General features: G+C 34.7%; 24 protein-coding genes. 14 read left to right on the top strand and 10 right to left on the bottom strand.

The genetic code is table 11. From position 1 onward, the window contains the following. Window positions 1-51: 51 nt before the first annotated feature. Entirely contained in the window at window positions 52-363 is a 312-nt protein-coding gene (locus tag DR871_RS00715; protein ID WP_113665294.1) for a hypothetical protein, read from the top strand. Window positions 364-421: 58 nt separating this feature from the next. Here the strand turns inward: DR871_RS00715 and DR871_RS00710 are convergent, their stop codons facing one another. From DR871_RS00710 to dnaA, 5 genes are all read right to left on the bottom strand, one after another. Beyond that, window positions 422-1,303 (bottom strand): SDR family oxidoreductase, encoded by an 882-nt coding sequence (locus DR871_RS00710; RefSeq protein ID WP_165151789.1) that lies wholly within the window; start codon window positions 1,301-1,303, stop codon window positions 422-424. A gap of 79 nt (window positions 1,304-1,382) precedes the next feature. Further along, window positions 1,383-2,510: a methionine aminotransferase gene (locus DR871_RS00705; protein WP_113665498.1), complete on the bottom strand. Its 1,128-nt coding sequence runs from the start codon at window positions 2,508-2,510 to the stop codon at window positions 1,383-1,385. 191 nt (window positions 2,511-2,701) lie between these two features. Continuing rightward, window positions 2,702-3,424, bottom strand: a complete 723-nt coding sequence (locus tag DR871_RS00700) for an SAM-dependent methyltransferase (protein ID WP_091164627.1) — start codon at window positions 3,422-3,424, stop codon at window positions 2,702-2,704. Window positions 3,425-3,515: 91 nt separating this feature from the next. Next, window positions 3,516-3,983 (bottom strand): low molecular weight protein-tyrosine-phosphatase, encoded by a 468-nt coding sequence (locus tag DR871_RS00695; RefSeq protein ID WP_113665295.1) that lies wholly within the window; start codon window positions 3,981-3,983, stop codon window positions 3,516-3,518. A 7-nt stretch (window positions 3,984-3,990) separates the two neighbouring features. After that, window positions 3,991-5,418, bottom strand: coding sequence for a chromosomal replication initiator protein DnaA (gene dnaA, locus DR871_RS00690; RefSeq protein WP_035674283.1), 1,428 nt, complete (start codon window positions 5,416-5,418; stop codon window positions 3,991-3,993). 184 nt (window positions 5,419-5,602) lie between these two features. On the opposite strand from dnaA, the gene DR871_RS00685 reads away from it, so the two are divergent. Continuing rightward, entirely contained in the window at window positions 5,603-6,007 is a 405-nt protein-coding gene (locus tag DR871_RS00685) for an acyl-CoA thioesterase (protein WP_113665296.1), read from the top strand. A gap of 29 nt (window positions 6,008-6,036) precedes the next feature. Here the strand turns inward: DR871_RS00685 and DR871_RS00680 are convergent, their stop codons facing one another. Genes DR871_RS00680 through ribD form a run of 3 tightly spaced genes read right to left on the bottom strand, consistent with a single transcriptional unit; the run spans window position 6,037 to window position 8,357 of the window. Then, a complete protein-coding gene (locus DR871_RS00680) occupies window positions 6,037-6,660 on the bottom strand; it encodes an IMPACT family protein (protein WP_242497057.1) in 624 nt (207 codons plus the stop codon). A 58-nt stretch (window positions 6,661-6,718) separates the two neighbouring features. Then, on the bottom strand, window positions 6,719-7,321 hold the full coding sequence (locus DR871_RS00675; protein WP_113665298.1) for an HAD family hydrolase: 603 nt from the start codon (window positions 7,319-7,321) through the stop codon (window positions 6,719-6,721). Next, window positions 7,299-8,357 carry a bifunctional diaminohydroxyphosphoribosylaminopyrimidine deaminase/5-amino-6-(5-phosphoribosylamino)uracil reductase RibD gene (gene ribD / locus DR871_RS00670; RefSeq protein WP_113665299.1) on the bottom strand — a complete coding sequence of 353 codons (1,059 nt, stop codon included), beginning with the start codon at window positions 8,355-8,357 and terminating at the stop codon, window positions 7,299-7,301. The genes DR871_RS00675 and ribD overlap by 23 nt, the downstream gene beginning before the upstream one ends. Window positions 8,358-8,494: 137 nt before the next feature. On the opposite strand from ribD, the gene DR871_RS00665 reads away from it, so the two are divergent. After that, entirely contained in the window at window positions 8,495-8,980 is a 486-nt protein-coding gene (locus tag DR871_RS00665; protein WP_113665300.1) for a GNAT family N-acetyltransferase, read from the top strand. Between the two features lie 52 nt (window positions 8,981-9,032). Continuing rightward, window positions 9,033-9,887: a peptide chain release factor N(5)-glutamine methyltransferase gene (prmC, locus tag DR871_RS00660; protein ID WP_113665301.1), complete on the top strand. Its 855-nt coding sequence runs from the start codon at window positions 9,033-9,035 to the stop codon at window positions 9,885-9,887. Window positions 9,888-10,110: 223 nt separating this feature from the next. Here the strand turns inward: prmC and DR871_RS00655 are convergent, their stop codons facing one another. After that, window positions 10,111-11,355, bottom strand: coding sequence for an ABC transporter permease (locus DR871_RS00655; protein ID WP_165151781.1), 1,245 nt, complete (start codon window positions 11,353-11,355; stop codon window positions 10,111-10,113). Between the two features lie 415 nt (window positions 11,356-11,770). On the opposite strand from DR871_RS00655, the gene hisS reads away from it, so the two are divergent. From hisS to DR871_RS00610, 9 genes are all read left to right on the top strand, one after another. Further along, on the top strand, window positions 11,771-13,147 hold the full coding sequence (hisS, locus tag DR871_RS00650) for a histidine--tRNA ligase (RefSeq protein WP_113665500.1): 1,377 nt from the start codon (window positions 11,771-11,773) through the stop codon (window positions 13,145-13,147). Between the two features lie 295 nt (window positions 13,148-13,442). Continuing rightward, complete coding sequence (locus DR871_RS00645) at window positions 13,443-14,015, top strand: nucleotide exchange factor GrpE (RefSeq protein WP_113665302.1); 573 nt, start codon at window positions 13,443-13,445, stop codon at window positions 14,013-14,015. A gap of 78 nt (window positions 14,016-14,093) precedes the next feature. Further along, on the top strand, window positions 14,094-15,209 hold the full coding sequence (dnaJ, locus tag DR871_RS00640) for a molecular chaperone DnaJ (RefSeq protein WP_091164593.1): 1,116 nt from the start codon (window positions 14,094-14,096) through the stop codon (window positions 15,207-15,209). A 286-nt stretch (window positions 15,210-15,495) separates the two neighbouring features. Next, window positions 15,496-16,416, top strand: a complete 921-nt coding sequence (locus DR871_RS00635) for an ABC transporter ATP-binding protein (protein ID WP_113665303.1) — start codon at window positions 15,496-15,498, stop codon at window positions 16,414-16,416. 76 nt (window positions 16,417-16,492) lie between these two features. Then, window positions 16,493-17,809, top strand: coding sequence for an ABC transporter permease (locus DR871_RS00630; protein WP_113665304.1), 1,317 nt, complete (start codon window positions 16,493-16,495; stop codon window positions 17,807-17,809). Window positions 17,810-18,021: 212 nt separating this feature from the next. Then, window positions 18,022-19,185 carry a sigma-54-dependent transcriptional regulator gene (locus tag DR871_RS00625; RefSeq protein ID WP_113665305.1) on the top strand — a complete coding sequence of 388 codons (1,164 nt, stop codon included), beginning with the start codon at window positions 18,022-18,024 and terminating at the stop codon, window positions 19,183-19,185. Window positions 19,186-19,279: 94 nt separating this feature from the next. Continuing rightward, window positions 19,280-20,002, top strand: coding sequence for a DEAD/DEAH box helicase (locus DR871_RS00620; RefSeq protein WP_113665306.1), 723 nt, complete (start codon window positions 19,280-19,282; stop codon window positions 20,000-20,002). Between the two features lie 16 nt (window positions 20,003-20,018). After that, entirely contained in the window at window positions 20,019-20,237 is a 219-nt protein-coding gene (locus tag DR871_RS00615; RefSeq protein WP_113665307.1) for a DUF2007 domain-containing protein, read from the top strand. 24 nt (window positions 20,238-20,261) lie between these two features. Continuing rightward, window positions 20,262-21,059 carry a Cof-type HAD-IIB family hydrolase gene (locus DR871_RS00610; RefSeq protein WP_113665308.1) on the top strand — a complete coding sequence of 266 codons (798 nt, stop codon included), beginning with the start codon at window positions 20,262-20,264 and terminating at the stop codon, window positions 21,057-21,059. Between the two features lie 186 nt (window positions 21,060-21,245). Here DR871_RS00610 and DR871_RS00605 read toward each other — a convergent pair whose 3' ends face one another. Next, window positions 21,246-21,827 (bottom strand): hypothetical protein, encoded by a 582-nt coding sequence (locus tag DR871_RS00605; RefSeq protein ID WP_113665309.1) that lies wholly within the window; start codon window positions 21,825-21,827, stop codon window positions 21,246-21,248. A gap of 130 nt (window positions 21,828-21,957) precedes the next feature. Between DR871_RS00605 and mtaB the strand changes: the two genes are divergently transcribed. Continuing rightward, window positions 21,958-23,286 carry a tRNA (N(6)-L-threonylcarbamoyladenosine(37)-C(2))-methylthiotransferase MtaB gene (mtaB, locus tag DR871_RS00600; protein WP_113665310.1) on the top strand — a complete coding sequence of 443 codons (1,329 nt, stop codon included), beginning with the start codon at window positions 21,958-21,960 and terminating at the stop codon, window positions 23,284-23,286. Window positions 23,287-23,315 lie beyond the last annotated feature (29 nt).

The following is a 23,315-nucleotide window of genomic DNA, read 5'->3' as shown; positions in this document are numbered from 1 at the left end:
AAATTTAAAATGAATTATGTCATTTGAGATTTGTGTTTTTTTAAAGATGAAATGATGGAGACCACAAATATTTTATACATAGGAAGACATCCGGAAATTCTAGAAACCGTCATCCGATTGATAAATGCAAACGAGATTTGGAATGGAGTAGGCGTTATGAATGATGAGGAAGCGAAGGAAATTTTTCTAAAAAAAGATTTTTCTATTGTATTGTTAGGTTCCGGAATTCAGGAAGAAAGTGAAGCTGAATTGTGTTCTTTTTTCAAAAATAAAAATCCAAATATTAGTATTGTTCAGCATTATGGCGGTGGAAGTGGTTTACTGAAAAGTGAAATTCTACTTGCCTTGGAAAATACTAAATAGTAGCAGAAACAAAAAGAGAGCCATGTGAATGACTCTCTTTTTATTTTATACAAAACTATTATTTGTTCTTCTTTGCTTTGATCATCATTTCTAATTGATCCCAAAGTTCTTCTGGAATTGCTTCAAGTAAATTGAATTGTCCAGCACCTTTAAGCCATTCACCACCATCAATTGTAATAACATCACCGTTGATGTATGCTGAAAAATCAGAAACTAAATAAGCAGCTAGATTGGCTAATTCCTGATGATCTCCCACACGTTTTAACGGTACTTTTTTAGCCATATCAAATTTTTCTGCTAAATCTCCAGGTAACAATCGGTCCCACGCACCTTTAGTTGGGAACGGTCCAGGAGCAATTGCATTCGAACGAATTCCGTATTTTGCCCATTCGACCGCGAGACTTCGTGTCATTGCCAAAACTCCTGCTTTTGCAGTTGCGCTAGGTACCACGTAAGCAGAACCTGTCCAAGCGTAAGTCGTAACAATATTCAAAATGGTAGATGATTTTTGTTTGGTATCAATCCAATGTTTTCCAAAAGCAAGTGTACAGTTTTTGGATCCTTTTAAAACGATATCAATTACAGTATCAAAAGCATTGGCAGATAATCTTTCTGTTGGAGAAATGAAATTTCCGGCAGCATTATTTAATAAAACATCAACTTTACCAAAAGCTTTCAACACTTCTTGCAGCATATTTTCCACTTCTTCATAATGACGCACATCACATTGAATAGGAAGACAAGTTCCGCCGGTTTCCGTTTCCAGTTCTGCGGCAGTATTTTTTAGTTTTTCTAAATCTCGGGAAGTGATGGCCACTTGCGCACCCAATTCCAAGAAATATTTGGTCATTGCTTTTCCTAAACCGCTTCCGCCTCCGGTCACGACAATCACTTTGCCTTTTAGGGCATCGTCGCGTAACATTTTATCTGTATAGCTCATATTTCGATATTTTTTTATTGTAAATATAATAAAATTAAATAGTATGCATGCATAATAAAAATAAATTTCAATTCTGATTTTAGATGGCACACAATCTTTTAGCGGCTTCTTCAAGCGTAGCATTGTCTTTGGCGAAGCAAAACCGAATTAATTTCAGGTCTTTTCCATCGGCATAAAAAGTAGAGATAGGAATTGCAGCAACGCCATGTTCTATAATGAGGCGTTTGCAAAAATCAACATCATTCTCATTTGATATGTTTGCATACGATACCACCTGAAAATAAGTTCCTTCGCACGGCATGAGTTTGAAGCGGCTGCCTTTTAATAATTGTCTAAAATAATCCCGTTTTTCCTGATATAATTTCCCGATTTCAGAAACAGAAACAATCTCTAAATACTCGTTAATGGCAACCTGACAAATGCTATTGACACTAAAAACTAAAAACTGATGCACTTTTTTGATTTCCTTGATCAAATATTCCGGTGCTACTAAATAACCAATTTTCCATCCCGTAACATGGAACGATTTTCCAAAAGAAGAAACCATCACACAACGATTCAATAGTTTCTCGCGTGTATGAGCTGAAATATGTTTCTCCTCGAAAGTGATGTATTCATAGACTTCATCAGAAAGAAGTACGATATCAGGGTGTTTTTCGAGCAGGATTTCCAAGGCTTCAAAATCAGATTCTGTTAAAATTTTCCCCGTTGGATTGTGCGGATTATTGATGATAATCATTTTAGTTTTTACAGTACATGCTTTTTCGATAATTTCCCAATTTGGAGTGTAATCATCATTCAGTGCTACCCGAACCGGATTTGCGTTGCATAATAATACGGGCGCTTCATAGCAATCATAACTGGGATCTAAGATAATCACTTCGTCATTGCTTTTTACCAAAGCTGTTATGGTGGTAAAAATGGCTTGTGTCGCTCCAGCGGTAACTAGCAATTCTGTTTCAGGCTGAATTGTTCTTTGATAAGAGTTCTGAATTAATAGCGCTATTTTGGATAATAACAGTGGATAGCCAGACATTGGCGTGTATTGATGTACATTTTCTTTGGCCAGTTTGGCAACAATATCTGTTAATCGTTCATCAACAGGAAAGTTTGGAAAACCTTGAGAAAGATTGATGGCATTATATTCAGCAGCCATTTTTGACATAACCGTAAAAATACTCGTACTGATATTTGGAAGTTTACTCATAAAAAAAATCATTAATTCTAAGTATAAAAATAGGTTTTTATACTTAGAATTAATGATTACGAGTTTTGTTTTATCTTTTATTAACTCTTTTGAGTCGAAAAATTTAAAGTTTACTATTGTTATATCAAATTGTAAGTTCTAAAGTTTTTTACTAAAATCATTCTTTAATATTAATAAAAAACATTTTGAATTTACATCTTGTGAATGATAAAAATTGTAGGTCGTTTATGTAAATCAATGGTTTCTTTTTTCCAAGCCGCAATTTTCTTGGTTTTGATATATTCTGTAGGTAAGGTAATGTCCGTGGCGATACATAAATGCGTTTCAGGATGTAAAGTTTGCACCAGATCTTCCAGTAATTTGTTGTTGCGATACGGAGTTTCAATGAAAATTTGAGACTGGTTTTTTTCGAAAGAAACTCTTTCTAACGTTTTAAAACTGGCTTTCTTTTCATCTTTCTCAATAGGTAAATAACCATGAAAAGTGAAACTTTGACCGTTCATTCCTGATGCCATCATTGCCAAAAGAATAGAAGAAGGACCAACCAAAGGAATAACCTGAATTCCTTTTTCATGTGCTAATTTTACAATTACAGCACCAGGATCAGCCACTCCGGGACATCCCGCTTCGCTCATTAAACCCATATTGTAACCTTCAAGTAGCGGTTTTATGAACTCTAAATGTTCTTTGGTTTCGGTGTGTTTGTTTAATACAAAAAGTTTTAACTCGGATTGTTTCTTCTCAGGATCGACCTCTTTAATAGATTTACGAGCTGTTTTGTCGTTTTCAACAATATAATAATCAATGAGATCAATACTTCTTTTTATGGTTTGCGGCAAAACGTCCATAGGGTCACAGTCACCCATTGTGGTGGGGATTAGATAGAGTTTCCCTAAAACAGTATTTGATTTCATAGGTGTAATTTATGTTCCTAAAAGTAATGTATTTGTAGTATGATATGGTCAGGATTGTGTTGTGAACCCAAAGTAATTTTTCGCAGAAAAATTATGTGTGCTTCGCAATTAGTTTTTTTGCAATTATCTCGCACACTTCATCTAGCATGTTGTGAACAATTTCGAAACCATTAGGTAAACCAAAATAAGGATCGGGAACATCTACTTTTTCGTTTGGGAATAATTCATTCAAAATAAGTTCGACTTTTTCTTTTTGTTGTTGGTTTTCAGCAAGCTGAATTACATCTTCATAATTTGAATTATCCATTACGTAAATGTAATCAAAGGCATCAAAATCAGTTTTGCTGAATTGTCGTCCTTTTTGATTTGAAATGCTGATTTTATTTTTTTTTGCAACAGCAATAGAACGTTCATCAGGCGAATGGCCAATATGCCAAGAGCCAGTCCCTGCTGAATCAACTGTGAATTTGTCTTTAGGAAGTTTTGAAGCCAAAATGCCTTCTGCCAATGGAGAACGGCAAATATTTCCCAAACAAACCATTAGAATTTTTACAGACATGATGCTTTTACAACGTTAATTTTTTATTGATATCCTCAACGAATTTTTTGAATTGTTTGTCAGTAGCCACTAAATTATCAACAGTTTTACATGCATGTAGCACCGTTGCGTGATCGCGATCTCCAATTTGGGAACCAATATTTGCCAAAGAAGCTTTAGTAAATTTCTTTGCAAAAAACATGGCTAACTGACGCGCTTGTACTACGTGTCTTTTTCTTGTTTTCGACTGCAATGTTTCTAAATCCAATTGGAAATAATCCGAGACAATTTTTTGAATATAATCGATGGAAATTTCTCTTTTTACATTTTTCACAAACTTTTCCACGACACTTTTAGCAAGTTCCAATGTCACTTCTTTTTTATTGAAAGACGATTGCGCTATTAGTGAAATGATTGCTCCTTCTAATTCTCTAACATTTGATTTGATATTGCGGGCCACATATTCGATAATTTCTTCCGGAATTTCTACACCATCTCTGTACAATATGTTTTTCAGGATGGAAATTCTGGTTTCATAATCCGGTTGGTGCAATTCAGCAGACAATCCCCATTTGAAACGAGATAATAATCTTTGCTCAATATCTTGCATGTCAACAGGCGCCTTATCAGAAGTCAAGATTACCTGTTTGCCATTTTGATGTAAATAATTAAAGATATGGAAAAATACATCCTGAGTTCCAGATTTACCGGAAAGGAATTGTACATCATCAATAATTAAAACATCAATTAATTGATAAAAATGAATAAAATCATTTCGGTTGTTTTTCTTAACCGAGTCGATATATTGTTGTGTGAAAATTTCAGCTGAAATGTATAAAACCGTTTTTTCAGGATATTTATCTTTTATCTCTACACCAATAGCGTGTGCTAAGTGTGTTTTTCCAAGACCAACTCCTCCAAAAATTAATAAAGGATTAAACGAAGTTCCACCCGGTTTATTGGCAACAGCCATACCTGCAGAACGGGCTAATCTATTGGAATCTCCTTCTAAAAAATTATCAAAACTATAATTTGCATTCAGTTGAGATTCAATTTTCAAATTTCGAATCCCCGGAATGACAAAAGGATTTTTTAATTCTGGGTTTAAGTTTTTAAATGGAGCATCTACTTCCTGTGGTTTCATAGGAACTCTATTCGCACTTGGCAACTGTTCCGTAAACGGTTGTTTATTGCCATAAGTGTTTTCCATTCTGATTTTATAAAGTAACTTAGCGTTTTTTCCAAGTTCTTTGGTAAGGGCTACTTTTAGTAATTTTACATAGTGCTCTTCTAACCATTCATAGAAAAATTTACTTGGAACTTGAATATATAATGCGTTATCGGTAAGTTCAACTGATTTGATTGGTTCGAACCAAGTTTTGTACGCTTGGTCTTGGATGTTGTCTTTTATGAAAGACAAACAGTTTTCCCATACTGATTGAGCAGTTTTGTTCATATATTCTATAAAATTGTTTTTATTTGGTAATTGTTATCTTACTAAAAAAAAGATGTTTTGTTATTTATTATCGGGGTAACAAATATGTGAACAAATTTCTGTAAAAAAAAATATATAGGGTAATAATTTTACGAATTATTGTTGTAAGGCACCGTTCAAAATTTAAATTTTTAATTCATAATTAATGAAAGATCATCAAATAGAAGTTAGGGTTCGATACTCCGAAACAGACCAAATGGGAGTTGTTTATCATGGGAATTATATTCCATATTTTGAAATAGGAAGGGTGGAATGGCTTAGAAACAAAGGGATTTCATATAAAAGCATGGAGGAAAGCGGTATTGCATTACCTATAGTTTCCATGAATATAAATTATAAAAAATCAGCCCGCTATGATGAGTTGCTAACGGTTCATACGGTTTTCAAAAGTCAGACTTCCGTGAAGATTGAATTTGATTGCGCAATTTATAATGAGTCGAATGAGTTATTAACAACAGCCCAATTTATTCTGGTTTTTGTGTCCTTAAAAACGGGTCGACCAACGGCTCCTCCAGATTATATTTTGGAATTGTTAAAAACAATGGAATAAATTATAAAAGAGGCAATTTTGTAGCGAAATTAAAGTCGATTTATTTTGATTTCAAACATCGAATTGAAAATGTCGAATATCATTTCGGCATTTTTTTTTCGGGTTTTTAGTTCAATTTTGCCTATTGGAAGTGTCGTAATTTCATCTATTTCCATTTCCTGAGATACAATTTCCAGTTTTTTTTCCTTGATTACACGCATCACTTTATTCATGTTTTGGTAGTCAAAAGTGATTTCAAAATGAATATCAATTGTTTTTTCGACAATGTTGCAGCTTTCAAGAACCAGCTGCGCAGTAGTTTTATAAGCCGATATCAATCCGCCAACTCCTAATTTTACTCCACCAAATATCCGAACCACAACTATCAATACATTTGTGACTGTAAAGGACTGAATTTGTCCATAAATCGGCATTCCGGCGCTATTACTTGGTTCTCCGTCATCATTTGCTCTGTAAATTATTGCATCACTGCCTATTTGGTAGGCATAACAAAAATGTCCTGCATTAGGGTGCTGCTTTCGCAAAATTTCAAGGAGTGGTTTTACCTCTTCATCGGTTTTGATTGGATACGCATAACCAAAAAACTTGCTGTTTTTTTCTTTAAATAGAATTTGCTCGGATGGGATTTCAATAGTGCGGTAGGTATCTTTCAATTTGAATACAAAAGGGAGTGAAATTTAAATTAGAATTAGCTTGCTGAGGTAGTTGCTGTCAAATTATCTTTTTGTCCAGTAAATTGATGACATCTTCTTCTCCTACTTGTAAATTCCAAACTTCAAATCCTAATGCGAGAGCAGCATCAGTATTCTCTTTTTTATCATCCACAAATAACGTGCGTTTGGGAGCTAATTCATGGTTATTAATTAAATGATTGAATGTTTCAGGATTTGGTTTTCTCAAGCCAAGTTCAAATGAAAAATAAACTTTTTCAAAACATTGATAAAAATCCCTGTAAAATGAAACTCCATGCGTTTGCTCGAAAGTTTCGATGTGAATTGCATCCGTATTGGATAATAAGAAAAGACGGTATTTCTCAGAAAGCATTTGCAGAAATTCTAATCGATACAACGGAAAGTCAAGAAGTATCGCGTTCCAAGCGGATAATATTTCCTTTATGCTGGCAGTAGGAATGTGTTTTTGAATTCCAAAAAGGAAGTTTTCGCGGGAGATTTGGCCAGTCTCAAACTGTTTATTCAAAAAATCCAGATCTTCATTCCATTCCTTTAATCCTAATTTTTCAAAAGCATTAATGGTGGCTTGCTTATCTAAATTGATAAATACATCTCCAAAATCAAATATTATAGTATTTATCATGGTTGCTAGAAATTATAAGTTCGTCAGCACTAATAAAATGTTTTTCGAACTGTTTATTAACAAGATTAGGCGCCTTGATCCCATTTTTGAATTGGACTTTTCCAATAAATATTCGTGCCTCGTCCCAAAGATTGGCATCGATAAAAGTTTGTATTGTTTGTCTTCCGCCTTCAATAATAACGGATTGAATGTTATGTTTATACAACGATTGAATAACTTGCTGCGCTACATTTTTTTCAAAATCGATTGTTTCAAAGATACTGTTTTCTTTTTCAACAGCCGTTTCAAATCTGGAAAATAGGATAGTTTTAACTTGATTGTCAAGGATATGATTGTCTTTTGGGATTCGGTTATTTTGGTCTAAAACCACTCGAATCGGATTGTTTCCATACCAATCTCTGGCATCTAGTTTTGGATTATCATCAATAACCGTTTGAGTTCCCACGAGAATCGCTTGTTCTTCAGTACGCCATTTGTGTACTAATTGTCTAGAGTACTTATTGGTAATCCACACCGGTTTTCTTTCTAATTTTTCAGTGGGTGCAATAAAGCCATCTTTACTTTCGGCCCATTTCAAAATGATATACGGCCTTTTCTTTTCGTGAAATGTAAAGAACCTTTTATTAAGTTCATGACATTCCTTTTCAAGGATGCCTAAGGTGACATGTATTCCGGCTTCAATCAGTTTTTTGATTCCGTCTCCAGCTACTTTTACATTAGGATCCACTGTTCCTATGACCACATTTGGAATTTTATTTTTGATAATCAAATCACAACATGGAGGTGTTTTTCCGAAATGACTGCACGGCTCCAGACTCACATAAATCGTGGCTTTTTTCAATAATGATTTGTCCTTTACGGAATTTACAGCATTGACTTCGGCATGCGGTTCTCCTGATTTTTTATGCCAGCCTTCGCCAATGATTTTATCTTTATAAACTATAACACTGCCCACTAAGGGATTTGGATACGTTGTTCCTAAACCATTTTTGGCTAATTCGATGCACCGTTTTATGTATTTTTCATGTATTTTCACTTCACAAAAGTAGTAATTTTTGAGGTTAGCCCCAATCCTGTACCGAAACTTCGGAAGCGATTTGGGATTTGTTTGAAACTTTTAAAAATAATAGTAAACAATTTCTATTTTTGCAGGTATAATCAGATTTTGAAAAAATGGAAAACTACATTATCAGAAAAATAAATAAAGAGGACAATCCTGAAGTTGCACAATTAATTCGTGCCGTTTTTGATGAATTGGATATTCCAAAAGTGGGAACAGCTTATGAAGATCCGTATTTGGATTTAATGTATGAAGAATACAATAAACCAAAATCCGTTTATTATGTTGTGGAGAACAACGGAAGAATTGTAGGTGTAGCCGGAATTGCTCCGCTTGCAAATGAAGCAGATAGCATTTGCGAATTACAGAAAATGTATTTTTTACCTGAAACACGCGGCATTGGAATTGGAACTGAAATGATGGAAGTGTGTATTCAAAGTGCTCGAAATTTTGGTTTCGAAAAATGCTATTTGGAAACGATGCCATTTATGCTTGATGCACAAAAATTATATAAAAAGACAGGTTTTGAATATATTTCTGGTCCTATGGGAAGTACCGGTCATGTTAGTTGTCCGGTTTGGATGCTAAAAGAGCTGTAAGTTTTAAAAGTTGAATTGCCGAATTGCTTCATAGCATCGATACCACTATAAAATGAAAATCAAAGAATACAGAAGCCAGTTTATTCAGCAACTTACACCCATTTGCGATGCAGGTGAGGCCGAGAGTTTTTTTTATTTGGTTCTCGAGGATAAACAGCAATTAAAAAGAATTGACTTGGCTTTACATCCTGATTTGGTTTTTTCGGAGGAAGAAATTGTAGTTTGGAACTTGATTTTAGAACAATTGAAACAGGAGATTCCGATTCAATATTTGTTGGGAAAAACCAGTTTTTATGGCTTGGATTTTGAAGTCAATGAAAATGTTTTAATTCCAAGACCAGAGACCGAAGAATTAGTCGAGTGGATTTTAGAAAGTCAAAAGTCAAAAGGAGAAAATAAAAAGATCCGTATTCTTGATATTGGAACAGGAAGCGGTTGCATTGCTATTTCATTGGCGAAGAATCTTCCAAATGCCGACGTTTTTGCTTTAGATATTTCGGAGAAAGCTTTGGCTATAGCCAAAAGGAATGCCAAAATAAATGCTGTAAACGTCACTTTTATCAATCAAAACATTCTTGAAACAGAAGATTTAGGGCAACAATTTGATATTGTTGTGTCCAATCCGCCTTATGTCCGGAATCTTGAAAAGGTAGAAATCAAGAAAAATGTTTTGGACAATGAACCACATTTGGCACTTTTTGTAGAAGATAACGACGCATTAATTTTTTACAAAAAAATAGCCGAATTAGCTCAGAAAAATGGTTCTGAAAATAGTCAGTTGTATTTTGAAATCAATCAATATTTGGGAAAAGAAATGATTGATTTACTCGAAAAAATGAATTTCAAAAACATCGAATTGCGCAAGGATATTTACGGGAATGACCGCATGATTAGGTGCCATTGCTAGGAATGAAGCGATGTTATTTAATTTGGGTTGTTGTACCTGTAAAAGTTCTGGTTTTAGGTGGTTTGCGTGAGGGGTAGGAGCTAGTTACCATGTAACGCGTATGACCCGACCGTATTAAGAAAAGGGGCTATTAACTCATATGGTTAATAGCCCCTTTTTTTAATAGGGTCACGCCCAATTTTTTTTCGTGAAAAATTTCATACAATGATTTTGAACACTACTATTATTCGTATCGTAACGCTTCAATTGGATCTAATACAGCGGCTTTGATAGCAGGGTATAATCCGGAAGCAATGGCTACGATGAAACTAGTGATGAAAGCGGCTATAATAGCGCCCCATGGAATTACGAATGCAAAATCCATTGCAGTTGCAATACCAAATCCAATTAGGATTCCAAAAATGATTCCAACTAATCCGCCCAGTTGACCAATTAGCAATGTTTCTATGAAAAACTGAATAGCTATAGTCGTTTTTTTGGCTCCCAATGCTTTTCTGACCCCAATTTCTCGAGTACGTTCTGTTACCGAGACAATCATAATATTCATCAAAGCGATAGAAGAACCCAGAACGGTGATAATACCTATCAGCCAAGAAGCAAGTCCTAGATATTGAGTGATGCCTAAAATTCGGTTGATTAAGTCATCACTGCGGACGATTCCAAAATTGTTGTCTTCAACAGGACTTAATTTACGAACCCTGCGCATGGTGCTGTTAGCATTGTCAATGGCTTGGTCCAGCAACTCTTTTTTGCCAACCATTACACTCACCGTATAATTGATGTTAGGCGCCGTAAATAAGGAACGCGCTAATTGTATTGGGATTAAAACCCGCAAATCCTGACTGTTCCCAAAGGTGGATCCTTTCTCTTTTAAAACTCCAATAACCCTAAACTTAGCGCCTCTGATTGAAATTATTTTATCAATAGGATTCACGTCTTTTAGCAGTCCTTTTTCAAAATCAGAACCTACAACACAAACATACGCATTGTTGTCAATATCAAATCCTGTAAAATTTCGTCCAGCACTGGTTTCCAGTCCGGAATTAGTCATGAAAAATTCATCGACTCCTACAATTGAATTTTCAGGATCCGTTTTTGAAGATTCAAATTTTACTTCTGCGCCAGAAGTAGCGGTAAATGAAAGCGAAGTTTCCGTAAAAGGATAGCTGTATTTATTCTTAAAAGCCACCGCTTCAGGATACGAAATAATGGGATTAATTATTTCACGTTCGTCTCTTCCTTGTCTTCTTACAGTGTTTTCATACTGTTTTAGGTTGAAGGTATTGGCTCCCATCGATGCAAAATCAGAGGAGATCGTATTTTCAAGTGCCGAAACAACCGTAAGAATACTGACTAAAGCCGTGATTCCAATAGCGATAATCATCACCGTAAGAACCGTTCGCAACAATTGCGTTCTGATAGAACCTAGTGCAATGCGAATATTTTCTTTGAATAATTTTAACATCATAGCAGTTTGACACGAAAATACAATTTTTGTTACAAATTTCCTTTTCAAAAATCCTAATTTATTTTTTAGGAGCTATTTACTTCGTCAGTTCGCTTCGCTCGTGTCCAGCTTTTCGCTACAACCTGTCAGTGAAAATAATTTGTTTTTTTTTGCCTAAAAGGAGCTTCCTTTGGTCGCTCTTTCAGGCAAGAAAACAATATTGTTTTTTACTTCCCTATTTTCGCTGCAAACGAAGTTCTCTGAACTCCTGTGAAAAATAGAAATTAAGTGAAGTAATCTGGGCTAGGCATCTGGCAATAAAATGATGAAATTTGTAAACAGATTTATTTTAAAAATAAGATATTTGCAAATAATTAGAATTTGGAGTTTTTCAAGAATTCCTAAATCTGAAAATCTAAAATCCAATAATCAAAAAATGGCATCAAAACCGAACATTCCAAAAGGAACTAGAGATTTTTCACCTACAGAGGTGGCAAAACGTCACTATATCATTCAGGTTATAAAAAGTAATTTCGAGAAATTCGGATTCCAACCCATAGAAACGCCCTCATTTGAAAACTCCGAAACCTTAATGGGAAAATACGGGGAAGAAGGCGACCGTTTGATTTTCAAAATATTAAATTCCGGAGATTATTTGGCGAAAGCCAATGTAACGCACCTGGAAAATAAAGACAGCACAAAACTGACTGCAAGTATATCGGAGAAAGCATTGCGTTATGATTTAACCGTTCCGTTTGCGCGTTATGTGGTACAACACCAAAATGATATTGAATTTCCGTTCAAGAGATACCAAATCCAACCCGTTTGGAGAGCAGATCGACCACAAAAAGGCCGTTTCAGAGAATTTTTTCAATGTGATGCGGATGTAGTAGGTTCGAAATCGTTGTGGCAAGAAGTAGAACTGGTGCAGTTATATGACACGGTTTTTTCGGCTTTGGGTTTAGAAGGTGTAACTATCAAAATAAATAACAGAAAAATATTATCCGGGATTGCGGAAGTAATCGGTGCTTCGGATAAATTAATAGATTTCACGGTAGCATTAGATAAACTCGACAAAATAGGCGAGGACGGCGTGAAAAAAGAAATGATGGAGAAAGGGATTTCGGAAGAAGCGATTCTGAAAGTACAGCCATTATTTAATTTTACAGGAAGTATTTCAGAGAAAATAAACCAACTTTCTGTTTTGCTTTCGGAGTCCAATGAAGGAATGAAAGGAGTTGAAGAACTGCGTTTTATTTGTGATAATGTTGCTAATCTTGGTTTATCGACAGCAATTTTAGACTTGGATGTAACCTTGGCCAGAGGATTGAATTATTATACAGGTGCCATTTTTGAAGTGGCTCCACCAAAATCAGTAGCAATGGGATCCATCGGTGGCGGTGGACGATATGATGATTTGACCGGGATTTTCGGATTGAAAAATATGAGTGGCGTGGGAATTTCTTTTGGATTGGACCGAATTTATTTAGTTGTAGAGGAACTGAATTTATTTCCGGAAACTGTAACGGCAACTTCCAAAGCGCTTTTTATCAATTATGGTGAAAAAGAAGCTTTTTATGCGATGAAATCAATAAAAGAATTAAGGAATGCAGGCATTAAGGTAGAAATGTATCCTGATAATGCTAAAGTGGCGAAGCAGTTTCAACATGCGGATAAAAGAGGAATTCCATTTGCTGTAATTGTAGGAGAGCAGGAATTGGCTTCCAATACTTTTTCTCTCAAAAATCTAATGACGGGTGAACAGCTTTCGTTAGATTTTGAAGGTGTAAGGCAAGCATTATCAGATTCTTAAATTTAAAAGCAGAAAAAAAGCTTCGTTTTGGTAAACGAAGCTTTTTTAATATAAAATAATGGTGAATTAATAATTGTTTAGAATAAAACCTTTGGTTTTTTAACTTTTAAAAGTGTTCTAAATAAAAAGTTGCAACAAAGCTAGATAAAGAATGTCAAGATAATCTTAAAATAATATTAAAATTTTAAGTCTATAGTAGTTATGTTGAGAAGAAAAGTCAAATCGACAAAAAGGTGACAATTTGACATTTTAAAAGAATTGGCAGTACTTTTGCAATCCAAAGAAAAGAATAAAAATGAAGTTTAAGAATATTTTTAAAAATACGAATACTATGACTACTGAAAATACAGAAATCGATCAAGAATTAGATGATGCGACATTAGAAAATAATGCCAATGGGGAGCAAATGATTGTTGAGGAATTAAGTGTAGAAGAGCAATTAACGCAAGATTTAGCCAAAGAAAAAGATAAATATTTACGATTATTTGCTGAATTCGAAAATTATAAAAGAAGAACTTCTAAAGAACGCATCGAGTTATTCAAAACAGCTAATCAAGAAGTTTTATTGGCTATGCTTCCTGTATTAGATGATTTCGACAGAGCTTTGGTTGAAATTAGCAAATCGGATGACGAATTGTTGACAAAAGGAGTGGAGCTTATTCATGAAAAACTAAAAAGCACTTTAGTTTCTAAAGGATTAGAGCAAGTTGAGGTGAAGGCTGGAGACGCTTTTGATGCTGATTTTGCTGAAGCAATTACTCAGATTCCAGCGCCAAAGATGAAGGGAAAAATTGTTGATGTTCTTGAAAAAGGATACAAATTAGGAGACAAGATCATTCGTTTTCCAAAAGTTGTAATAGGGCAGTAATAGATTCGCGATTAATCGCGTATTTATATCACGCATTGATTCGCATTGCAGTGCGTTTCAACAAAAGAAAAAATAAAAATGAAAAAAGATTTTTACGAAATATTAGGCATTTCAAAAAATGCTGATGCTGCTGAAATTAAAAAAGCATATAGAAAAAATGCTTTACAATACCATCCTGACAAAAATCCTGGAGACAAATCGGCAGAAGATAAGTTTAAATTAGCTGCTGAAGCTTACGAAGTATTAAGTGATCCTCAGAAAAAAGCTAAATACGATCAATATGGTCATCAAGCATTTGATGGTTCTGGCGGTTTTGGCGGAGGTGGTCACGGCGGAATGAATATGGATGACATTTTCAGTCAGTTTGGTGATATCTTCGGAGGCGGTTTTGGTGGTTTCGGAGGCGGTGGAGGCGGCGGAGTTCGTCGTGCTAAAGGAAGCAACCTTCGTATCAAAGTAAAATTGACATTGGAAGAAATTGCCAATGGCGTTGAGAAAAAAGTAAAAGTAAAACGTAAAGTTCAAGCCCCTGGTGTGACGTATAAAACATGTTCTACCTGTAACGGTCAAGGACAAGTAATGCGCGTTACGAATACCATTTTGGGAAGAATGCAATCAGCTTCTACCTGTCCAACATGTAGTGGTTCTGGTCAAATTTTAGATAAAAAACCATCTGAAGCGGATTCACAAGGAATGATTCTTGAGGATGAAACGGTTTCGATAAAAATACCTGCGGGTGTTGTGGACGGAATGCAGTTGAAAGTTTCTAATAAAGGAAATGATGCTCCAGGAAATAGTATTCCAGGAGATTTGATTGTTGCAATTGAAGAATTGGAGCATGAGTTCCTGAAACGTGAAGGTGAGAATTTACACTACGATTTATACATCAGTTTTGCTGAAGCGGTTCTTGGAATTTCTAAAGATATCGAAGCTATAAACGGAAAAGTAAGAATCAAACTTGAAGAAGGAATTCAATCCGGTAAAATTCTGAGATTAAAAGGAAAAGGAATTCCAAGTATCAATGGCTACGGAAACGGAGATTTATTGGTGCATGTAAATGTTTGGACTCCAAAAACATTGAACAAAGAACAAAAACAGTTTTTTGAAAAAAATCTTACCGACGAGAATTTTATTCCAAATCCAGAGAAATCAGACAAATCATTTTTTGAGAAAGTGAAAGACATGTTTTCATAATAAAAAACTTAGAGACGAGATTTATCTCGTCTAATCAAAAAAACATATCCCCCCCATCCTTGTTAAAATAAGGATGGGTTTTTTATGAAATCGCCACTAACAATTTGTTTGTTGCAAACAATTGAAAATCATCGAACTCCGATGAAAATAAAATATTGTGAGATAAACACCGATAAATACAAAGCGATAACATATATGACCGCTAAAAATTAAATGCTACATATATGAAACTATTCTAAGTATTTCGGTACTAATTATTTACTTTTACACCAATTAAAAAATGAGCATGAGTAATATTCTTGAAGTGAATAAAGTTGTTAAGCAATACGGTGATTATGTGGCGCTTAACGAGGTTTCATTAATGGTTCCAAAAGGAAGTATCTACGGGCTTTTAGGTCCAAATGGAGCCGGAAAAACATCACTTATCCGAATTATTAACCAAATTACATTGCCTGATAGCGGTGAAATTATTTTGGATGGTGAAAAACTGCAACCCAAACACGTTCAATATATAGGCTATTTACCCGAAGAAAGAGGATTGTATAACACGATGAAAGTGGGCGAACAATGCTTGTATTTGGCTCAAATGAAAGGTCTTTCTAAGGCTGAAGCCAAAAAACAACTCGAGTATTGGTTCGAAAGATTAGAAATTCAAGGCTGGTGGAACAAGAAAATCCAAGAGCTTTCTAAAGGAATGGCGCAGAAAATTCAGTTTGTAGTTTGCGTTTTGCATAAACCTAAACTATTGATTTTTGACGAACCTTTTTCTGGTTTTGATCCTGTAAACGCCAATATCATAAAAGATGAAATTCTGGCATTGCGAGAAGAAGGAGCTACCATAATTTTCTCGACTCACCGCATGGAAAGCGTTGAAGAATTATGTGACCATATTGCGCTGATTCATAAATCCAATAAACTCATTGAAGGAAAACTGGATGATGTAAAAAGACAATTTAAAACCAATAGTTTTGAAGTGGGCATTTTATCGGAGAATGTAGAAGGATTGATGTATGCAATTACACAAAAATTCACTGTTGGTCCGGCTAATTTTAAATCACTGAACAACGAATTAAAACTGGAAATTCAACTAGGAAATGCTACACCAAATGAATTATTGAATATCCTCACGCAATCTGGACAAGTAACACATTTTGTAGAAAAAATTCCAAGTGTCAATGACATTTTTATTCAAACAGTAACACAATAGACTTTCTTAGACTTTTAGAAATCTAAAGGTTTATAATTCTAACAGTCTAAAATGTCAAATAATCTAACCATCTAAAATGTCCATAGTATCATTAATCATAAAAAGAGAGTTTATTGCCAAGGTTCGCAATAAATCCTTTATTGTCATGACTTTTTTAAGTCCGTTACTGTTTGTAGCAATTGCATCATTTGTAGCGTATTTAAGTTCCATGAAAGCGGAAACAAAACGAATCGCTATTCATGACGAATCAGGTATGTTTGTAAAGGAATTTACGTCGCAGAACAATAAAAATGATGAATACAAATACCTTGATTTGTCTCTCATAGATTTAAAATTCCTGAGAGACAGTATCACAAATGAAAGCTATGAAGGATTATTGTATATCCCAAAGGCGAGTAATACTAAGGAATTTGAAAGTAAAATCCAATTTATTTCAAACAGCAGTCCTAGTATTTCATTCATTGAAAATGTTCAGGATATAATTGCAAGTAAACTGACCAAAAACAATTTAGAAAAAGCTCATTTAGATACGCTGGCAATTAAAAACGCCCAGTCCAAAGTGAATATCAGTTTGACAAAAGCATCCGGTGAAGAAAGTGTCAAAGGACTTAACGAAATCAAAATCGGTATCGGTGGAGCATTTGGGTACCTTATTATGATGTTCATAATCATATACGGAAACATGGTGATGCGAAGTGTCATTGAAGAAAAAACCAGCCGAATTGTAGAAATCATAATTTCCTCAGTGAAACCATTTCAATTAATGATGGGAAAAATCATAGGAACTTCATTAGCAGGATTGTTGCAATTCTTTATTTGGGCAATAATCGGACTATCATTAATGTTTGCAGCTTCTGTGTTTTTTGGAGTAAATGTGGGGCCTACAGCCAGAATTTCACCAGAAATGATTCAAACTGCACAGCAAGAAATGACCGGTACTGCTCAAATGTATATTAAGGAATTATGGAATTTACCCATTGCAAGTATCTTGATTGGATTTGTGATTTATTTCATAGGCGGTTATTTTCTGTACAGTTCCTTTTACGCGGCTATTGGTGCCGCAGTAGATAATCAAACGGATTCACAGCAATTTTTGTTGCCAATCATTATGCCGTTAATGTTGAGCGTTTACGTTGGTTTTTTTACAGTTATCAATGATCCACATGGCACAGTTGCAGTTGTTTTTTCAATGATTCCACTTACCTCACCAATAGTAATGTTGATGCGCATTCCGTTTGGCGTACCTTTGTGGCAAATCGCTATATCTGTAACGTTATTGTTTGGAAGTTTCTTTTGTGTCGTTTGGTTTGCCGCAAAAGTGTACCGAATAGGAATACTCATGTACGGCAAAAAACCAACGTGGAGTGAAATGTACCGCTGGTTGAAATATTAAATAAAGCTCGGTTCAGCTTTGTTAAAACTTAATTAATTTATGGAGCTATTTCCCGTCTCGTCCTGAAGACGAGATTGCAATCTTTTTATTTTTAAAAAAAAATAAAAAGGATTTTCACTTTAATCGGGGCTAGGGCATCAGTTTTCAGAAAACGTTGTCTGTTAATTAGAAATAAAAATTTTGTGCCCTTGTGGCTAAACAAAAATAAAAATATGTCAAAAATACTAATTATAGAAGACGAAGCCGCAATTCGAAGAGTACTCACAAAAATACTTTCTGAAGAAAATGACACTTATCAGGTTGAAGAAGCCGAAGATGGTGTTGCAGGTCTTGAAAAAATAAAGAACAACGATTACGATTTGGTTTTGTGCGACATCAAAATGCCGAAGATGGATGGTGTTGAGGTATTAGAAGCAGTTAAAAAAATCAAGCCCGAAATTCCTATGGTAATGATTTCCGGTCATGGCGATATGGAAACGGCAATTAATACAATGCGTTTGGGAGCGTTTGATTACATTTCAAAACCACCCGATTTAAACCGATTGTTAAATACGGTTCGAAATGCTTTGGACAAAAAACAGCTCGTAGTTGAGAATAAAATCCTAAAGAAAAAAGTCAGCAAGAATTACGAAATGATTGGCGAAAGCGAAGCTATCAATCACATCAAAGTGATGATTGAGAAAGTTGCACAAACCGAAGCCAGAGTTTTAATCACGGGACCCAACGGAACCGGAAAAGAATTGGTTGCCCATCAATTACACGAAAAGAGCGAGCGTGCTAATTTCCCTTTAATTGAAGTAAACTGTGCTGCGATTCCATCTGAATTGATTGAAAGTGAATTATTCGGTCATGTAAAAGGAGCGTTTACATCGGCTGTCAAAGATCGCGCAGGAAAATTTGAAGCGGCGGATAAAGGGACTATTTTCTTAGATGAAATTGGTGATATGAGTCTTTCGGCGCAAGCCAAAGTATTACGTGCTTTACAGGAAAGCATGATTACTAGAGTGGGAGCGGACAAAGACATCAAAGTCGATGTTCGTGTGGTTGCAGCTACCAATAAAGATTTGAAAGTCGAAATTGCCGAAGGGCGTTTCCGTGAAGATTTATACCATCGTTTGGCAGTGATTTTGATAAAAGTTCCGGCTTTGAATGAAAGACGAGATGATATCCCGATGTTGATTTCGCATTTTGCGGATAAGATTGCTTCGGAGCAAGGGAATGCAGTCAAAAAATTCTCTTCAGCAGCGATTAATTTGTTGAAAGAATACGATTGGACAGGAAATATACGTGAGTTAAGAAATGTAGTAGAGCGCTTAATTATCCTTGGTGGAAGCGAAATTTCAGAGAATGATGTGAAGTTGTTTGCATCGAAATAAAATTAATTTAATGATTTGAAAATTTAACTATTTAAAGATTTGGCACTAGTTTAATCTTTTAATTTTTTAATTTTTAATCTTTCAATCATAAGAAATGAAACTAAAAAAAATAAACGAAGAGTTACAACAAGCCCTAATTGAAAACGGTTTGACCGAGGCCAATGCGATGCAAAAAGAAACATTTTCGACACTAAAAAGTGGTTCGGATTGTATCATTATTGCACCAAAAGGAAGCGGGAAATCAACGACAATTGTGCTAAATGTAATTCAGAGATTGGCAGGAGCAAACGAAGAATCGCCAAGGGCTTTGATTATTGTTGAAGACAAAGCGAAAGTATTGGAAATGGAATCTCTTTTTGAAAAATATGGAAAGAATTCTAATTTAGAAGTTTATGGTGTCCATGACAAAGGTGATATGGAATACGATAAAAATTATATCTCCAGCGGAATTGATGTTTTGATTGGGACTCCAAATAAGTTAAGTGAAATGTTTACTACGGCTGGATTTAACGTAAACCGATTGAAAATGTTTATTTTGGATGATGCTGATCCAATCTTGAAATTGCGTCATGAAACAAAAATCATGCGTATTTCGAATAGTATTGTGAGAACCCAACGTATCATTTTTTCGGAACAATTAACGGAACGTATTGAAGTCCTTGCAGAGAAAATGTTAGAGGAGCCTTATGAATTCGACTTTGATGGAGAAGATGAGGATGAAGACGATGAAGATTTTGAGGAGGAAGAAAACTTGGAGGCAGATGCAGAAGAGGATTTTGAGGAATTAGAAGGTGATGAAGAAAACGGTACAAAATAATTAAATAAAGAATAAAATGGGATTAATGAAAGTGTTTTCGGGAAGTGAAATTTTAGCTTTAGCGTTACAAGAAAGAATTGAAGCGATTGGTGTAGATGTAGTAGTGAAAAATAATATACAATCGGCTCGATTGGGAGGATTTGGAAATTCAGATTTAGCAGTTGAATTGTTTGTTCAGGAAACCGAGTTTGCAAAAGTAAACCCTGTTATTGAAGAATTCAGAATGAGTATTTAATTCATTCACAATAAAAGAAATAGAATGAAATATAAAATGTTGGTTTTGGACATGGATGATACTTTGTTGAACGATGATCATACCATTTCAAACGAAAATAAAGTGATGTTGTCTAAGGCAAGAGAATTGGGGGTGCATATTGTTTTGGCATCCGGAAGACCAACGCCAGCAATGATTGCTTACGCTAAAGAATTACAATTAGATAATTCCTATATGATATCATATAATGGCGCTGTTATTACAGATTTAAAAGAAGATAAAGTCATTTTTGAGCAAACGTTAACCCAAGGACAGATTCATGAATTGTATGATTACAGTTTGAAAAGTAAGACACATATTATAACTTACGTTAATGGGAAAATTGTAAGTGAAACGGATTCTGAATATATTGAAATCGAAAAAAATATTACGGGTTTAGAACATAATAAAGTGGTAAGTTTTAAAGAGGAAGTTCAATCTTCAGCTGTCAAATGTATTTTATTAGAAGATCCAAATTATTTAAAAGAAGTAGAAAAAGATTTGAAAGCAGCGATGCCACATCTTAGTGTCAGCATGTCAAAGCCCTTTTTTCTTGAGGTAGCGCAAAATGGAATTGATAAAGGAGCCAGTATTAAATTTTTAGCCGAAAAACTAAATATTCTTCAAAGTGAAATTATTGCTGTAGGAAATGCAGGAAATGATTTAACTATGATTGAATATGCTGGATTGGGCGTTTGGGTCGATAATGTAGATCCTGAATTGAGAGATAAAGGAGATGTTATCGTGGCGTCAAATAATAATCATGGCGTGGCTGAAGTGGTGAGACGATTTATCTTGAACTAGAATTTTCAAATTAGAAATAAAACCATTAAGAAATTAAGGTAATTTAAGAGCAGTTCTTAATACACTTAATTTCTTAATGGTTTTTGTTTTTAGAAAGTAGTCGAGTTGCAAACGCATTTTCTTGTTTACAAAAATAAGTTGGCACTCGACATGATTAGGCGCTAAAGTAAAAAGATCTATCTCTAATTAAGATTTTTTCTTTGGAGGTTTACAACTTTTGCAAAAATCAGGATATTCTTGTATTCTTTTAAGAACCTCAGTTCTAATTTCTAATAGTTTTTTCTCATTTTGTCCAAGGTCCGTTATTTTTGAAGTAATTGCATGTTCCTCAGTATATTGTTTCTGAATGGCATCATAAAGTACTTGTAAAAAACTGGCGTCAGAAAAAATCCCTTTTTGATCGTAAATTTCTTTACGCAATTTACGGGCATAGAGTTCGGATAAATCAAATTCATTTTGCGCAAAATTCACTAAATAGTTTGCTGTATTAGTATTAATTGCTATAATGGATGCGGCATCGCGCTTGAATGTAGAATTCACTTTTGAATTAAAATTCTTGGTAAACACAAACTCAATATTGCTCATTTGGAAAGCGAAATCAAGACTTGAAGCGGTATGAATACTATTAATTTTCACATTCCCAATTTGAGTGGTATTAGATTGAAAATCGGAAAGTTGTAGTTGGTATTTTCCATCCCATTCAATGTTGTTCTGGGCATTTATTTGAACCGCAATAAAAAGTAATGTAATTGAAATTATTTTTTTCATCTATTAGAGTGTAAATTATTGGTCAAGAAGATGCTAAGATATAGAAATTATTGATTTCCTTTTCCAGAATTTAGTTCGTAAATTTGCAACCTCAATTTTTTGACAACGATTTCATTAATTGAGTTATCTTATGGAAAACAGAAAAAAAGTAGCCTTTTATACCTTAGGCTGTAAACTAAACTTCTCAGAGACTTCTACGATTGCCCGTAACTTACAAGATGAAGGATTTGACCGCGTTGATTTTGAAGAAGTGGCTGATATGTACGTGATTAATACCTGCTCCGTTACTGAAAATGCTGATAAACAGTTCAAACAAGTCGTGCGAAAAGCAATGAAATTGAATGATAAAGCATTTGTTGCGGCTGTTGGTTGTTATGCGCAATTGAAACCGGAAGAATTAGCTAGTGTTGATGGAGTGGATTTAGTTCTTGGTGCAACTGAAAAATTTAAATTAGCGGATTACATCAATGATTTGTCTAAAAATGATTTTGGCGAAGTGCATTCCTGCGAAATCGCCGAAGCTGATTTTTATGTTGGAAGCTATTCGATAGGGGACAGAACCCGTGCTTTCTTAAAAGTTCAGGATGGTTGTGATTACAAATGCACCTACTGCACTATTCCATTAGCAAGAGGAATTTCAAGAAGTGATGAACTGGAAAATGTACTGAAAAATGCTTCAGAAATTTCGAAACAAAATATCAAGGAAATTGTTCTTACCGGAGTAAATATTGGGGATTACGGAAAAGGAGAATTTGGAAATAAAAAACACGAACATACCTTTTTAGAATTAGTTCAGGAGTTAGACAAAGTAGAAGGAATCGAAAGATTACGAATTTCATCTATTGAACCGAATTTATTGAAAAACGAAACAATAGAATTTGTATCAAAAAGTAGAACATTTGTTCCGCATTTTCACATTCCGTTGCAATCAGGTAGCAATGAAATTCTAAAGTTGATGAAACGTCGTTACCAACGTGAAGTATATACTGAAAGAGTAAACAAAATCCGGGAAGTAATGCCGCACGCTTGTATTGGAGTGGATGTGATTGTTGGTTTTCCTGGCGAAACAGATGAACATTTTCTAGAAACCTACCATTTCTTGAATGAAATGAATATTTCGTATTTACACGTATTTACGTATTCGGAACGAGATAATACCGAAGCTGCTGCAATGGAAGGTGTTGTTCCTGCTAATGTTCGCGCCAAACGCAGCAAGATGTTAAGAGGGTTATCAGTAAAAAAACGTCGTGCTTTTTACGAAAGTCAATTGGGAAGTAATAGAACTGTTTTGTTCGAAAGTGAAAATAAAGAAGGGTATATTCACGGGTTTACCGAAAACTATGTGAAAGTGAAAACACCTTGGAATCCAGAATTAGTAAATACATTGCATGATATTAATTTGACGAAAATTGATGAAGATGGAAGTGTGCGAATGGATTTTGTTTCTGTTTTAGTTTAATTTTTTTAAACATATAAGTCATATAAGCA

Source organism: Flavobacterium petrolei (assembly GCF_003314435.2).
GTDB classification, from domain to species: domain Bacteria; phylum Bacteroidota; class Bacteroidia; order Flavobacteriales; family Flavobacteriaceae; genus Flavobacterium; species Flavobacterium petrolei.
This window is presented reverse-complemented; position numbering and strand designations above follow the sequence as displayed.